This is a genomic window from Polaromonas sp., from assembly GCF_036676035.1.
GTDB lineage: Bacteria > Pseudomonadota > Gammaproteobacteria > Burkholderiales > Burkholderiaceae_C > Polaromonas.
The window spans coordinates 1-13690 of sequence record NZ_JAKFDR010000124.1 but is presented as its reverse complement, the minus strand read 5'-3'; the positions used below and the strand labels follow the sequence as shown (position 1 = coordinate 13690).

The following is a 13690-nucleotide window of genomic DNA, read 5'->3' as shown; positions in this document are numbered from 1 at the left end:
TTTTTTTATGGCTCAGTGTTCCGCCGGGCCGCCCAAGGAAAGCGGGGAGGCTCTGCTCCAGCAGGGGCCGCGGAACCGGCTTAGCCGGGCCGCAGGCGCAGCGCCCCCTCGGGGGGCAGAGAGCTACACGCAGTGAGCGAACGTGGGGGCTAATCCCTTGTCGCGTGGCGCTGCACGCACTCTATATAGGCGGCGCCATCGGGCGGGCGGCCCGCGCGCTGGCTCTCCCAGATCATCTGGCCCAGGCAGTCCATGGCTTCGTGGTGCGCTTCGTGCAGGGAGTTGCGCCTGGCCGTCAGCAATTCCACGGCTTGCCGGATGCCGCGCGGCTGGTCGATGGAGCATTGCTCGCTGATCGACAGGTGCATGGACAGGTGCAAAAAAGGGTTGGTCCGGCCGGCTTCCACGTCGTACATTTTTTCCAGCGCAGCGTCGATATCGGCAAAATCCGCGTGGTATTCCGGGTGCTCCTCAATCCACTGACTTGCTATGATTTCTATAGCTTCAAGCGCTTTACCAGTGCGGGATTTGGCATAAACCGAGCAAAAGAAACGGCGGACATCGGCTTGGGAGGGCGTGAACATGGCGACAGCGTATCACGGCACCGTTTCCCGTGGCTGGCGTGGTGTTTCGGTATCGCCGGACGCCCGTCCTGCAGACGCTGGCAGGTGCATCGTCTAAATTACGCTACAGGCTGGCGTGATGCCGGGAAGCGCTGGCCGGTCATTCCATCAACAACCCGGCGAGGAGTTTTCAATGAATGCCGCCCGAATCACTGGGATTGTTCTGATTGTGTTGGGGTTGGCTGGCCTGTTTACCGGCGGCTTCAGTTTCACCAAAGACACCACGGCGGCCAAGCTGGGCCCTCTCCAGCTGACGGTCAAGGAGGAGAAGGTGGTGGACATTCCCCGGTGGCTCAGCATTGGGGCCATTGCACTGGGCGCCGTGGTGCTGGCGCTGGGTTTTCGCAAACCCTGAAATAGTGCCCCCACGTTCGCTCACTACGTGTAACTCTCTGCCCCCCGAGGGGGCTAATTTCCCTAGGGGCGGCCCGTCGGGAAATTGTCCTCTTCGTTGGGACGGCAATAGAACGAGGAATCCAGGAGGCGCCGCGTCTCACGGGGATAGCACCGTGCGCCGCGAAGGGCCGCCCCGAGCAAGCACAGCCCCCTCGGGGGGCAGCGTATTACACGAAGTGAAAAGCGTGGGGGCGATTAACTAACGCTGAGCATGCGCGAGATCGACTGGGCCGCAGCCAGCAGGGGCGGCAGCATGGTGTCCTGCATGACCTTGGCGTTGGTCCGGTTGGCCTGGCCGCTGATATTGATGGCCGCCACGGTCTGCCCGGCCCGGTTGGTGAGCGGTGCGGCCAGCGAGATCAGGCCTTCTTCGAGTTCCTGATCCACCAGGCTCCAGCCTTGCCTGCGAACCTGGTTGATTTTGCCCAGCAGATCCTCCATGTCCGTCACGGTGTGCCGGGTGTACGCCTTGCGCTCCGAGGCTGCCAGGCACTGCCGGACCTGTGCATCGGGCAAACCGGCCAGCAGGATGCGGCCCATGGATGTGCAGTAAGCGGGCAGGCGCGAGCCCACGCCCAGGCTGATGTTCATGATCTTGTGGGTGTGCACGCGCAGCACATACACGATGTCCGTTCCATCGAGCACGGCAGCGGAGCTGGACTCCCTGACCTGTTCCACCAGCGCTTCCATCACCGGCTCGGCCAGATTCCAGATCGGCATGGACGTGAGGTAGGCAAAGCCCAGATCCAGAATGCGCGGCGTCAGGCTGAACAGCTTGCCTTCGCTGCGGACGTAGCCCAGCGCTTCCAGCGTCAGCAGGATGCGGCGGGCTCCCGCGCGGCTCAGGCCGCTGCGCTCGGCCACCTCGCTCAGCGTTTGCCGTGGCGCGCTGGCACTGAAGGAGCGAATCACCTGCAGCCCACGCGCAAAGGACTGCACATAGCCGTCGCCGGGCTTGAGGTCTGCAATCCGTGAAGAGGCGGTATTTGCCATGGTCCTGGAAATCTCCTAAAATTCATTATACGAACTCTTGTTCTAATTACGAACAATTTTATGCAGGCCAACGCCCCTTTTTATGAGGGATGTTGCTGGCGAGCACTTCATCAAGTCTGGGAGACGTTTGCATGATCAACAAGATTGCCCGGTCCATTGCGGACGCTTTGGCCGGGGTGGAAGATGGCGCTACCGTCATGATTGGCGGCTTTGGCACAGCCGGTATTCCCAACGAGCTGATTGATGGTCTGATCGCCCAGGGCGCCAAAGACCTGACGGTGGTCAACAACAACGCCGGCAATGCCGATGTCGGGCTGGCGGCACTGCTCAAGGCCGGGCGGGTGCGCAAGATCATCTGCAGCTTTCCGCGCCAGGCCGACTCCTATGTGTTTGACGAGCTTTACCGCAGCGGCAAGTTGGAGCTCGAGCTGGTGCCCCAGGGCAACCTGGCCGAGCGCATCCGGGCCGCTGGCGCCGGTATCGGCGCCTTCTTTTCACCCACCGGGTTTGGCACGGAGTTGGCCAAAAACAGTGATGGCACGCCCAAGGAAACCCGCGAAATCAATGGCAGGCAGTACGTGCTCGAAATGCCGATCTACGGCGACGTGGCGCTGATCAAGGCCGAGCGCGGCGACCGTTGGGGGAATTTGATCTATCGCAAGGCAGCACGCAATTTCGGTCCGGTGATGGCCACGGCCGCCAGGAAAACCGTGGCCACGGTGCACGAGATTGCCGAGCTGGGCGAGTTTGATCCGGAGCACATCGTGACGCCGGGCATTTTTGTCCATCAGATTGTGAAAATTGACCGTGTGGCCACGCAGGCCGGCGGTTTCAAGAAGGCTGCATAAAGTATGAACCCCCACGTTTGCGGCTACGCCGCTGTACTGCCCCCCGAGGGGGCCCAATGCTGCCTAGGGGCGGCCCGTCGGAGCCTTGCATGACCTACCAAAAACGCACCAAAGACGAACTCGCCAAACGCGTGGCACAGGACATCCATGATGGTGCCTACGTCAACCTTGGCATCGGCATGCCCACGCTGGTGGCCAACCACTTGCCGGCCGGTGTGGAAGTCATCCTGCACAGCGAAAACGGTATTCTGGGCATGGGCCCGGCCCCGGCGGAGGGCGAAGAAGACTACGACCTGATCAACGCCGGCAAGCAGCCTGTGACCCTGCTCAAGGGCGGCGCGTTTTTTCACCACGCCGACAGCTTTGCCATGATGCGCGGCGGCCACCTAGACATCTGCGTGCTGGGCGCGTTCCAGGTCAGCGAGACGGGCGACCTGGCCAACTGGCACACAGGTGAAAAAGATGCCATCCCGGCGGTCGGCGGCGCCATGGATCTGGCAATTGGCGCCAAGCAGACCTGGGTCATGATGGACTTGCTGACCAAAAAAGGCGAGAGCAAGGTGGTCAAGCAGTGCAGCTACCCGCTGACCGGCATTGCCTGTGTCAAGCGCATCTACTCCGACCTGGCCACGCTCGAATGCACGCCGCAGGGCCTGAAGCTGGTCGACAAGGTCGAGGGGCTGCACCACGCCGAGCTGGAGGAGTTGGTGGGCCTGCCGATTCAACCCGCGTAGAGTGGGCAGCTCGCTGCCCGCGCTGCCCATGCAGAACGTTTTGATTTTCCCCAATGTCATTCTGAGCGCAGCGAAGAATCTCAAGTGCAGCAGAGATCCTTCGCTGCGCTCAGGATGACCAACCCTAGGATCCCATCATGAGCACCCAAGCCTTCATCTGCGACGCCATCCGCACCCCCTTCGGCCGCTACGGCGGCGCCTTAAGCAGTGTACGCACCGACGACCTCGGCGCCATCCCCCTCAAAGCCCTGATGGCGCGCAACCCCAAGGTGGACTGGCAAGCGATCACCGACGTGATCTACGGCTGCGCCAACCAGGCCGGCGAAGACAACCGCAATGTGGCGCACATGGCCAGCCTGCTGGCCGGCCTGCCGTTCGAGGTGCCTGGCTCCACCATCAACCGCCTGTGCGGCTCCGGCCTGGACGCCCTGGGCACCGCCGCGCGCGCCATCAAGTCGGGGGAGGCCACGCTGATGATTGCCGGCGGCGTGGAAAGCATGAGCCGCGCGCCGTTCGTCATGCCCAAGGCCGAATCCGCCTTCAGCCGCACCCACGCGGTCTACGACACCACCATCGGCTGGCGCTTCATCAACAAGCTGATGAAGGAAAAATACGGCGTCGATGCCATGCCCGAAACCGCCGAGAACGTGGCGGTGGACTACAAGATTGAGCGCGAAGCCCAGGACCGGATGGCGCTGGCCAGCCAGATGAAGGCCGTCGCCGCTCAGAAGGCCGGCTACTTTGACGCCGAGATCACGCCCGTCACCATTGCCCAGAAAAAAGGCGATCCCATCGTGGTAGCCAAGGACGAGCACCCGCGTGAAACCTCGATGGAAGTGCTGGCCAAACTCAAAGGCGTGGTGCGTCCGGACGGCAGCGTGACGGCCGGCAACGCCAGCGGCGTGAACGACGGCGCCTGCGCGCTGCTGCTGGCCGACGAGGCCACGGCCGCCAAAAACGGCCTGACCCCGCGCGCCCGCGTGGTCGGCATGGCCACGGCCGGCGTGCCCCCGCGCGTCATGGGCATAGGCCCGGCGCCCGCCACGCAGAAAGTGCTGGCGCTGACCGGCCTCAAGCTCGAGCAGATGGATGTGATCGAGCTCAATGAAGCCTTTGCCGCGCAAGGCCTGGCGGTGCTGCGCCTGCTCGGTTTGCAGGACGACGACCCGCGTGTCAACCCCAATGGCGGCGCCATCGCCCTGGGCCATCCGCTGGGCGCCAGCGGCGCACGCCTGGCCACCACGGCCGTCAACCAGCTGCACAAGACCGGTGGCCGTTATGCGCTGGCCACCATGTGCATTGGCGTGGGCCAGGGCATTGCGGTGGTGTTGGAGCGCATGTAGTCCAGCGCGCCGTCCCAACCCGACGCCGCACTCTGTGCGGCGTTTTTGCTTGGTGCGCCTTTTCCTGTCACTGGAAAACTGATTTCCGTCGTGTTCCTTGAGTCCTGGCGATGAGTGCAGCACACTCCGTGGACTCAATTGGTCTGCAGAAGGAGACAAGGCAATGGTCAAGCGCATCGGATGGATAGGTTTGGGCCGCATGGGCGAGGCGATGGTCAAGCGCCTGACAAAGGCCGGGCATGGGGTCAGTGTGTGGAACCGAACCGCCGCCAAGGCGGCGCCGCTGGCTGAATATGGCGCCACCATTGTTGGCAGCAAGCAGGACCTGGCCTCCTGCGACATCGTGTTCACCATGGTCTCTACTACTGACGACCTGAAGCAGGTGCTGTTTGGCGAAGGCGGCCTGGTGGCCGGTGCGCTCAAACCCAAAGTGCTTGTGGACAGCTCGTCGATCTCGCAGGAAGGCTCGGCCGAGATTCGCACGCGGCTCGAAGCCATGGGTGTTGGCTATGTATGTACGCCGGTCTCGGGCAATGCGAAAGTGGCCAAGGCCGGCAAGCTGCTGCAGGTGGCCTCAGGTCCCAAGGCCCTGTATGAAGAGGTCCAGCCCTATCTGCAAGCCATGGCCCACAAGGTGATGTGGGTCGGCGAGGGCGAACTGGCGCGCATCTGGAAGATTGCCCACAACACCATGTTCGGCGTGATCATCCAGAACCTGTGCGAGATCACGGTGCTGGCCGAAAAAGCCGGGATTCCGCGTCACGTGTTCCTCGAAAGCATCAACGACTCGGTGCTCGGTTCCATGTACACCAAATACAAAACGCCGATGCTCACGAATCTGACTTTTGACCAGGTGACCTTTACGCCCAAGCTGCTGCTCAAGGACATGGACCTGGGTATGGCGGCCGCCAAGGCGCACGGGGTGGCTATGCCGGCTGCCGCCGCCACGCGGGAGTCGGTCGCGCGCGTGGTAGGGCGCGGGCATGAGGACATCGACTTTGCAGTGCTGCTGCTTGAGACGGCAAAAGATGCCGGTCTGGAGCTCAAGCCGGAAAACGTCAAAATGAGCGACGGACTGGAGTCCTGATATGGCCCCCACGTTCCCTGCTGCGCAGTGTCACTGCCCCCCGAGGGGGCGCAAGTCTCGCCTTGGGGCGGCCCGGCGGGAGGCTTGACATGGCCGGCGCACCCGCCAGAACGCTGATTCGTGGTGCCACCGTCATCACGATGGACGCGCTGGGCGATCTGCCGCAGGGCGACATTCTGGTGACGGGCGACACCCTCACCGAGATTGCACCCATCATCCATGCCGATATCCATACCGGTGATATGCAGGTGGTCGATGCAGCCGGCTGCATCATCATCCCGGGCCTGATCAATGCCCACATGCATACCTGGCAAACCGCCTTGCGGGGGCTCGCCGCAAACTGGACGCTGCTGGAGTATTTCCAGAAGATGCATGCCGGGCTGGCCACCGTGTTTGAGCCGCAAGACCTGTACATTGCCACGCTGGTCGGCGCGCTGAATCAGCTCAACTGCGGCACCACCACGCTGGCCGACTGGTGCCACAACAATCCGACGCCGCAGCACAGCGACGCCGCCATTGCCGGCCTGCTGGAGTCCGGCATACGCGCCGCCTTCTTTCACGGCACACCCAAACCCGACCCGAAGCCTGGCGAACGCCCTTTCTGGGAGGTGCCGCACCCACGGGCCGAGATCGAACGCCTGCTCAAAGCCCATCAGGGCCAGCCGCTGCTGAGTGTGCAGGCGGCCGTGCTGGGGCCGCACTACTCGACGCTGGAGGTGGCGCTGCACGACTTCGCCATGGCCAAAGAGCTGGGCCTGATTGCCTCGCTGCACCAGGGCGGCGGGCCGGCCCGCACCCCCGACGGTTGGCAAAAGCTGGAGGCCGCCGGGCTGCTCGGCGAACACATCAACATCGTTCATGGGCACGCGCTGAGCGACCTGCAATTGCAGCGGTTTTGTGAACTGGGCATGAGTTTTTCGGCCGCGGCCGAGAGCGAAATGACCCAGGGCCACGGCCATCCGCTGACCGGCCGTCTGCGGGCCTTGGGCCGGGCGCCCTCGCTGGGCGTGGATCTGGAGAGCGTGCTCAGCGGCGACATGCTGACGCAGGCCCGCGTGGCGCTGGGCATGCAGCGCTCACTCGACAACGTCGCCTACCGCGACACCTACGGCACCATTCCCCGGACATCGACCATCACGACGCGGGAAGCGCTGTCGTGGGTGACGGTCGAGGGCGCGCGCATGCTCCAGCAGTCGCATCGCATTGGTTCGCTGGCGGCCGGCAAACAGGCCGACCTGGTGCTGATTCGCGCGACCGACCTCAACATGCAGCCGGTGCACGAGCCGGTCAATACGGTTGTCATGCAAACCTCGCTGGCCAACATCGACAGCGTGATGGTGGCCGGCCGCTGGAAAAAACGCCACGGCCAGTTGTTGGGGGTGGACTTGCAGCCCCGCCTGGCGGCCCTGCAGGCTTCCGGAAGAAAGATCGCGAAGGCACTTTCGCTATCAAATTAATAGCTACCTGCCCGCGTATTTAAACGGCAAAGACCGGTTTTTATATTAAATCCAGGAGACAAACCATGAAACGCTTCATTCTTTGCGTCGCGGGCTTGCTGGCGGTGGGCGGCGTGCTGGCCCAAGGCTACCCCAGCAAACCCATCAAATTCATCGTGCCGTTCACGGCCGGCAGCGGCACGGACATCATTGCCCGCACCGTGGGCGACACCATGAGCAAGAGCATGGGCCAGCCCATCCTGATCGAGAACCGGCCCGGCGCCGGCGGCACCATTGCCGCGGGCCAGGTGGCCAAAGGCGAGGCTGACGGCTACACGGTGCTGGTCCACTCGTCTGGCCATGCCCTGAACCCGGCGATCTACACCACCATCGGCTACGACACGCTGAAAGACCTCACCGGCATCACGCCGCTGGCAGCCCTGCCCAATGTGCTGGTGGTGAATCCGGCCAAAGGCTGGAAGACGCTGGCCGACCTCGTGGCGGCCGCCAAGGCCAAGCCTGGCCAGCTCAACTATGCGTCCGCAGGTGTGGGTAGCGCGACCCACCTGAATGCCGAAAAATTCCGCCTGCTGGCCGGCATTGAAGCCCTGCATGTGCCTTTCAAGGGAACACCGGAGGCCCTGACCAACGTCATCGGCGGCAGCAACGACTGGTTCTTTGCACCGCTGGCCTCGGCCTTGCCGCTGATCAAGGACGGCAAGCTGCAGGCGCTCGCAGTCAGCACGCCCGCCCGTTCGCCTTCCTTGCCGCAGGTGCCGACCACGGTGGAGGCCGGTGTGGCCGGCTCGGACTACACCTTCTGGGTCGGCATGCTCGTGGCGAGCACCACCCCCGCGCCCGTGCTCAAGCGCTTGCATGAAGAAGCCCTCAAGGCCATGGAGAACCCGGAGGTCAGGGAGCGCATGAACAAGCTGGGCGCTGATCCGTTGCCGATGTCGGTCCAAGCCTTCAATGCCTTCATCAAGACCGAAGTGGACGCGGCGGCACGCATTGCCAAAGCGGCCAATCTGAAAGGACAGCAGTGATGTCAGTGATTCATTTCGTTGGTGTTGGCAAGATGGGCTTGCCCATGGCCTTGCACCTGAAGGCGGCTGGTCATGCGGTGACGGTCAGCGACCCGAGCGAGGAGCGCTTGCAACTCGCGCGCCAGCAGGGCTTGCAGCCCGCAGCGGATGCCGAGGCAGCGATGGGGCAGGCGGAAGTGGTGTTCTCCTCGCTGCCCAACGACGCCGCCTTGCGCAGCGTGGCCGCCCAGGTGGGCCGCGCCGCACGGCGCGGCGCGACGTATGTCGATACCAGCACCGTGTCGCAGCAGGTTTCGGCCGAGGCCGCCCAAGTGCTTGCGGCCGCCGGGGTGCTCTATTTGCGCACCACCGTCTCGGGCAACAACAAGATGGCCGAGGCAGCGCAGCTCACGGTCATGGCGTCGGGCCCGCGTCCGGCTTATGACACCGTGCTGCCGCTGCTCAAGACCCTGGGCCCGAACCAGTTTTACCTTGGCGAGGCCGAGCAGGCGCGCCTGATGAAGCTGGTGGTGAACCTGATGATTGCGCAAACCAGCGCCATGCTGGCCGAAGGCCTGACCTTGGGCCGCAAGGGCGGGCTGGACTGGCACGACATGTGGCAGGTGCTGGGTGCCAGCGCCGTCGCCTCGCCCATCCTCAAAGCCAAGGCGGTGCAGCTCAGCGACCGCGATTTCACACCCACCTTCACGGTCGGGCAGATGATCAAGGACCTGGACCTGATTCTGGGCGCGGGCGCGGCCGTGCATGCGCCGCTGGCGCAGACGGCCCTGACGCACCAGCTCATGCACGCGGCGCTGGCCCAGGGCGAGGGGCACGAGGACTATGCGGCGATCATCAAGACGGTCGAGCGCAGTGCCGGTCTGTCTACCGAAATGGAGTGAAGCGATGAAAAGTTTTGTCTACAACGGACAAGCGGGTCGCGTCGTGTTCGGTGCCGGCAGCCTGCAGTACCTGGGTCGCGAGATCGAGGCGCTGGGCGCACACAAGGCGTTGGTGCTGTCCACGCCGGAGCAGCGCGCCTCGGCCGAGATGATTGCCGACCTGCTGGGGCCGCGCGCCGCCGGCATCTTCGACCGTGCCGTCATGCATGTGCCGGTCGAAACCGCACGCGAAGCCCGTGCGCTGGCGCGCCAACTCGGTGCCGACTGCGCCGTGGCCATCGGCGGCGGCTCCACCACCGGGCTGGGCAAGGCGATTGCGCTCGATTCCGGCTTGCCTATCCTGGCCATTCCCACCACTTACGCTGGTTCGGAGATGACGCCGATCTACGGCATCACCGAAGCGGGTATGAAAAAGACCGGCAAAGATGCCCGCGTGCTGCCCCGCACCGTGATCTACGACCCCGAGCTGACGCTCGGCCTGCCGGTCGGCATGAGTGTCACCAGCGGCATCAACGCGATTGCCCATGCGGCCGAAGGCCTGTACGCCACCGACGCCAATCCCATCATGGACTTGATGGCAAAAGAGGGCATAGCCGCTCTTGGCCGCGCCTTGCCAGTCATTGCCCAAAGCCCCGTTCGGGCTGAGCCTGTCGAAGCCGTGCTGCAAGCCCGAAGCGACGCCCTGTACGGCGCCTGGCTGTGCGGCACGGTGCTGGGCAATGTGGGCATGGCCCTGCACCACAAGCTGTGCCACACGCTGGGCGGCAGTTTTAATTTGCCGCATGCCGAAACCCACACCATTGTGCTGCCCCATGCGCTGGCCTACAACGCCGCTGCGGCGCCCCAGGCCATGCAGCATATCGCCGAGGCTCTCAACGGCAGCAGCGCGGCGCAGGCGGTGTTCGACCTGGCGAAGAACAATGGCGCGCCGGTGGCGCTAGGCGATGTCGGCATGAAAGAGGCCGACCTGGATCGGGCTTGCGACATTGCGATGCAGAACCAGTACCCGAATCCGCGTCCGCTGGAGCGTGATGCGATCCGGCAGTTGCTGCAGGATGCGTTTGAGGGGGCGCGGCCGCGGAAGTGATGAGTGGGTGTGGCAGGCGGCAATCGAGCCAAACCAACCGGTCAACGCATACTGCTTGAGTGGCTGCAATGCGAAAGGAGTCATTCAGGTGCAGCCTCTGCTGGGCTATAGTGCTTGCATTGCGAAATGTCGGACAGCTTGGTCCGGTGCCAATGCGCCAAGATAGGCGACAAGATAAAGGGGGGACTGTAGTGACACTAGCGTTTCAGGAAAAGCCCTTGCAAACCTTGGCTGCATGCGGCTTGCCGCCCTATGGACTGATTCGTATCCAGTGGCGAAATTCTGGTTTATCTGGTCGGATAAGCTGGGATTGCCAGAATATCCGACGGTCTACATCACGTTAAATTGCATGCCGAACACCTTCGCTCACGCATCGAAATGGACACACTTCCTTGCATCACGCGCGGAGTTCCCGGCCGGCGAACGGCTGCTTGCCGCCTTTCATATTGGGAAAGTCACGCGACTGTGCGAGTGCGGTTGCAATAGCTTCGACATTGAAGTTCCGGATGGTGCTGTGGCGCCGCTTGCTCAACCCGGGGATAGTGGTGGTTCCGTTTTTGAGTTGGAATTCCGAACGACTGAGGAGCAAGGCACCTTGGAGTTCATTGTTCTTGTTGGAAGCAATGGTCATCTGGCAGGCATTGAGGTCGATTACTGCGCCAATTCATACCCAGTGCCGGATGAGATTATTCTTATGGAGCCGCCATATCATGTTCGAGCATCAGCGTCCCTTGCAATTTAACTGGTCGGCCAACGCGGAACCGCAATTGCAGGAGGCGGCTTCGCCGCAAGGGTTGCGGTCCGGTTGCCTTCAACGTCTAGGCACCTTAGATAAGGAGTAGTCCATGGCTTGGCCACGAAATCAGAGCACAGGTCCCGGGGGCGGTCTCTCTACTGGTCCTGGGGGTGGAATGTCGACAGGGCCCGGTGGCGGCGCGTCGACTGGTCCCGACGGTGGAATGTCTACCGGTCCTGGTGGCGGCATGTCCACTGGGCCTGGTGGCGGCCTTTCAACGGGTCCGGGTGGTGGCATGTCCACCGGTCCCGGCGGCGGCTTGTCAACCGGTCCTGGCGGAGGTCTCTCAACCGGGCCGGGCGGTGGTCTTTCCACTGGTCCGGGCGGCGGTATGTCCGCTGGCCCGGGCTCGTATATGAGCAACATCCCGCCTTGGCCAGTTTTCATAAAAGAACTCGAGAACAGGGGCTTGCATCAGTACGCAAACCTCATTCGGCAGCATCTTAGGTAGCGTAGGTGTCTAACCACGCGCTCCAGAGGGACGCCTGCTGCGCAGGCGCCCCTGAGCTTGGGCGTTGACCACAAAATGCCGCGCGCGCCTCTGCTGTGGCCGTCTACCCTTACCCCAGCAAACGAAGCTGCAGCGGTGAAGGACCTGTACGCGCATTTGGCGGGCCTTAAGTACAGCGTTCAAGCCTGGAAGGCGGCGCTCCTTCTCTATCTCACTGCCAAGAATCCTCCGCCGTCCATCACTCGCGACGTAGCGAGCCGCTGGCGCTTCGTAGCCTGCAATGAGTGCATCCTAGAGCTCTACCACTTGCGAGCTCGTCTCGAGAAGATTCAGTCAGTCAAACTCCGTAATTGTCAATCTGTGCGAGCGATGGTTGATATGTCACGATTGAAAGACGCTCGGAAACGACTAGACGAGTACTTCCCGGGCATCGAAGCTCTTCGACATGCAACTGCGCACAAAGGCCAAAATGAGGCGCATCCCGAAGTGCACGCACCTGATGGACAGTATGCGTTGTTTGGATTTCGTGAACCGGACAGATTCAGCGCTCCGTACGAAGGCCAGTTGCACTATCTTGACATCACGCACCAGTCGCTGGGGCGCATCACTGAAATAGTCACTGAGTACTTGGGAGCTTTCAAATTGGCTGCGCGAGAGCTAGAGATGCAAGGTCACATTGAATGAGACACACGTTGAGGTCTAACATGTCATATATGGACATGGACGCACAAGTGCGTCCGCTCGCGCGCGCGCACTAGCCCCTTGTGCGCCGGTCATCTTCACGTTTGTGGCCAACAGAATAGGAGCCAACCTTTGGAACTAGCCCCGAAAATTAAAAGTGACAAATTTCAATGCCCACATTGCCAAGTTGTTTCGCAGCAACATTGGTTCGATGTCAATAGTTGCAGCGAGACAGTAACAAGCATCCTAAAACATTTTTTCTATGACTACAGAGTCAATATACGAGATTACAAACAGGAAGCTATCGCAGACTTTATCAATGGAGTAGAAGCCGTAATCAACAGGCAAATGCGCGAGTTTGTTCCGAGAGGATTTTCTGTCGCCACCTGTTCAACATGTGGACAGGTGTCCCTCTGGGTGAACGAAGAAATTGTTTACCCAAAGCAAACCCCGGTTGCTCCGCCAAACGCAGATATGGAACAAGAAATTCAGGACTTATACCTTGAAGCTTCCACGATTGTCATAGATTCACCTAAAGGAGCTACCGCATTATTGCGACTGGCCTTGCAGTTGCTTCTTAAACAGCTCGGGAAGTCAGGGAAAAACATCAACAATGATATTAAGGAACTCGTCGCAGATGGTCTAAGCCCAAAAATTCAGCAGGCATTAGATTTGCTGCGAGTAGTCGGCAACAATGCCGTACATCCTGGTCAGATAGACCTTGATGATGGACGAGATATTGCCCTAAAGCTGTTCCATGTTCTCAACTTCATCGCTGATGAGATGATTACTAAGCCCAAAGAACTTGACCTGCTGTATGTTGACGTTGTGCCAGAAGAAACCAAAATGCACATTAACGAAAGGGATGGGAAGTGACCATTCGCGACAAATCCCACATAGCATGGTGCTCAAAAAGGACAGGCCAAATGCTGCGCATTTGCCCTGCCCCTTAGCTCTACGTTAAACGACTGCTATCGAGAAGCTCGAATGACCGGAGTCAGTGCAGTCATTCGCCGACTCACGCTTGACCGTCAGTTGTTGGCCGATTTCAACCCCAGTTATTCAATACACCCCAAACCGCCCCGTCCACTTGCGCTCGTAGTCCATCTTCGCAAAGTGTTCGGCGATGAAGTCAATGAAGGTGCGCACTTTGGCCGACAGGTGTTTGCGGCTGGGGTAGGCCAGATTGATGGTCAGGCGGGGCAGGTCCCAGTCATCGAGCACCGGCACCAGGCGCCCGGCGACGATGTCGTTGTACAGGATGTAGGTGGGCTGCACCAGAATGCCC

At 61.6% G+C, this 13690-nt stretch carries 15 protein-coding genes; 12 read left to right on the top strand and 3 right to left on the bottom strand.

Going from position 1 to position 13690, the window contains the following annotated elements:
• Positions 1 to 149: 149 nt before the first annotated feature.
• Positions 150 to 584 carry a DUF1841 family protein gene (locus tag V6M61_RS19680; RefSeq protein ID WP_332778298.1) on the bottom strand — a complete coding sequence of 145 codons (435 nt, stop codon included), beginning with the start codon at positions 582 to 584 and terminating at the stop codon, positions 150 to 152.
• A gap of 172 nt (positions 585 to 756) precedes the next feature.
• Here V6M61_RS19680 and V6M61_RS19675 point away from each other — a divergent pair, with 172 nt between their 5' ends.
• Positions 757 to 978: a hypothetical protein gene (locus V6M61_RS19675; protein WP_332778297.1), complete on the top strand. Its 222-nt coding sequence runs from the start codon at positions 757 to 759 to the stop codon at positions 976 to 978.
• Between the two features lie 236 nt (positions 979 to 1214).
• On the opposite strand, the gene V6M61_RS19670 is transcribed toward V6M61_RS19675, so the two are convergent.
• The gene (locus V6M61_RS19670) at positions 1215 to 2012 is read right to left on the bottom strand and encodes an IclR family transcriptional regulator (protein WP_332778296.1); all 798 of its coding nucleotides are present in this window, start codon (positions 2010 to 2012) and stop codon (positions 1215 to 1217) included.
• Between the two features lie 131 nt (positions 2013 to 2143).
• Between V6M61_RS19670 and V6M61_RS19665 the strand changes: the two genes are divergently transcribed.
• The 11 genes from V6M61_RS19665 to V6M61_RS19615 all read left to right on the top strand — a co-directional run bounded on the left by V6M61_RS19665 (position 2144) and on the right by V6M61_RS19615 (position 13278).
• Positions 2144 to 2860, top strand: coding sequence for a 3-oxoacid CoA-transferase subunit A (locus V6M61_RS19665; RefSeq protein WP_332778295.1), 717 nt, complete (start codon positions 2144 to 2146; stop codon positions 2858 to 2860).
• 89 nt (positions 2861 to 2949) lie between these two features.
• The gene (locus V6M61_RS19660) at positions 2950 to 3594 is read left to right on the top strand and encodes a 3-oxoacid CoA-transferase subunit B (RefSeq protein WP_332778294.1); all 645 of its coding nucleotides are present in this window, start codon (positions 2950 to 2952) and stop codon (positions 3592 to 3594) included.
• A gap of 137 nt (positions 3595 to 3731) precedes the next feature.
• Positions 3732 to 4937, top strand: a complete 1206-nt coding sequence (gene pcaF, locus V6M61_RS19655) for a 3-oxoadipyl-CoA thiolase (RefSeq protein ID WP_332778293.1) — start codon at positions 3732 to 3734, stop codon at positions 4935 to 4937.
• Positions 4938 to 5034: 97 nt separating this feature from the next.
• Positions 5035 to 6024: an NAD(P)-dependent oxidoreductase gene (locus V6M61_RS19650; RefSeq protein WP_332778292.1), complete on the top strand. Its 990-nt coding sequence runs from the start codon at positions 5035 to 5037 to the stop codon at positions 6022 to 6024.
• A gap of 89 nt (positions 6025 to 6113) precedes the next feature.
• Positions 6114 to 7481: an amidohydrolase family protein gene (locus tag V6M61_RS19645; RefSeq protein WP_332778291.1), complete on the top strand. Its 1368-nt coding sequence runs from the start codon at positions 6114 to 6116 to the stop codon at positions 7479 to 7481.
• Between the two features lie 65 nt (positions 7482 to 7546).
• The gene (locus V6M61_RS19640; RefSeq protein WP_332778290.1) at positions 7547 to 8506 is read left to right on the top strand and encodes a Bug family tripartite tricarboxylate transporter substrate binding protein; all 960 of its coding nucleotides are present in this window, start codon (positions 7547 to 7549) and stop codon (positions 8504 to 8506) included.
• A complete protein-coding gene (locus V6M61_RS19635; RefSeq protein WP_332778289.1) occupies positions 8506 to 9387 on the top strand; it encodes an NAD(P)-dependent oxidoreductase in 882 nt (293 codons plus the stop codon). The genes V6M61_RS19640 and V6M61_RS19635 overlap by 1 nt, the downstream gene beginning before the upstream one ends.
• 4 nt (positions 9388 to 9391) lie before the next feature.
• A complete protein-coding gene (locus V6M61_RS19630; RefSeq protein ID WP_332778288.1) occupies positions 9392 to 10474 on the top strand; it encodes a maleylacetate reductase in 1083 nt (360 codons plus the stop codon).
• 235 nt (positions 10475 to 10709) lie between these two features.
• Positions 10710 to 11216: a hypothetical protein gene (locus V6M61_RS19625; protein WP_332778287.1), complete on the top strand. Its 507-nt coding sequence runs from the start codon at positions 10710 to 10712 to the stop codon at positions 11214 to 11216.
• Between the two features lie 640 nt (positions 11217 to 11856).
• Positions 11857 to 12405, top strand: coding sequence for a hypothetical protein (locus V6M61_RS19620; protein ID WP_332778286.1), 549 nt, complete (start codon positions 11857 to 11859; stop codon positions 12403 to 12405).
• A gap of 129 nt (positions 12406 to 12534) precedes the next feature.
• Complete coding sequence (locus V6M61_RS19615; RefSeq protein ID WP_332778285.1) at positions 12535 to 13278, top strand: DUF4145 domain-containing protein; 744 nt, start codon at positions 12535 to 12537, stop codon at positions 13276 to 13278.
• 186 nt (positions 13279 to 13464) lie between these two features.
• On the opposite strand, the gene V6M61_RS19610 is transcribed toward V6M61_RS19615, so the two are convergent.
• Positions 13465 to 13690, bottom strand: a 226-nt coding sequence (locus V6M61_RS19610; protein WP_332778284.1) for a LysR substrate-binding domain-containing protein, incomplete at its 5' end; no start/stop codon positions are given.

What these genes read in the sequence shown, in the direction of transcription:
- V6M61_RS19625 (WP_332778287.1), top strand. Translation starts at nt 10,710, where the DNA reads ATGCGGCTTGCCGCCCTATGGACTGATTCGTATCCAGTGGCGAAATTC.
- V6M61_RS19640 (WP_332778290.1), top strand. Translation starts at nt 7,547, where the DNA reads ATGAAACGCTTCATTCTTTGCGTCGCGGGCTTGCTGGCGGTGGGCGGC.
- V6M61_RS19660 (WP_332778294.1), top strand. Translation starts at nt 2,950, where the DNA reads ATGACCTACCAAAAACGCACCAAAGACGAACTCGCCAAACGCGTGGCA.
- V6M61_RS19680 (WP_332778298.1), bottom strand. Translation starts at nt 584, where the DNA reads ATGTTCACGCCCTCCCAAGCCGATGTCCGCCGTTTCTTTTGCTCGGTT.
- V6M61_RS19635 (WP_332778289.1), top strand. Translation starts at nt 8,506, where the DNA reads ATGTCAGTGATTCATTTCGTTGGTGTTGGCAAGATGGGCTTGCCCATG.
- V6M61_RS19665 (WP_332778295.1), top strand. Translation starts at nt 2,144, where the DNA reads ATGATCAACAAGATTGCCCGGTCCATTGCGGACGCTTTGGCCGGGGTG.
- V6M61_RS19670 (WP_332778296.1), bottom strand. Translation starts at nt 2,012, where the DNA reads ATGGCAAATACCGCCTCTTCACGGATTGCAGACCTCAAGCCCGGCGAC.
- V6M61_RS19630 (WP_332778288.1), top strand. Translation starts at nt 9,392, where the DNA reads ATGAAAAGTTTTGTCTACAACGGACAAGCGGGTCGCGTCGTGTTCGGT.
- pcaF (WP_332778293.1), top strand. Translation starts at nt 3,732, where the DNA reads ATGAGCACCCAAGCCTTCATCTGCGACGCCATCCGCACCCCCTTCGGC.
- V6M61_RS19645 (WP_332778291.1), top strand. Translation starts at nt 6,114, where the DNA reads ATGGCCGGCGCACCCGCCAGAACGCTGATTCGTGGTGCCACCGTCATC.
- V6M61_RS19675 (WP_332778297.1), top strand. Translation starts at nt 757, where the DNA reads ATGAATGCCGCCCGAATCACTGGGATTGTTCTGATTGTGTTGGGGTTG.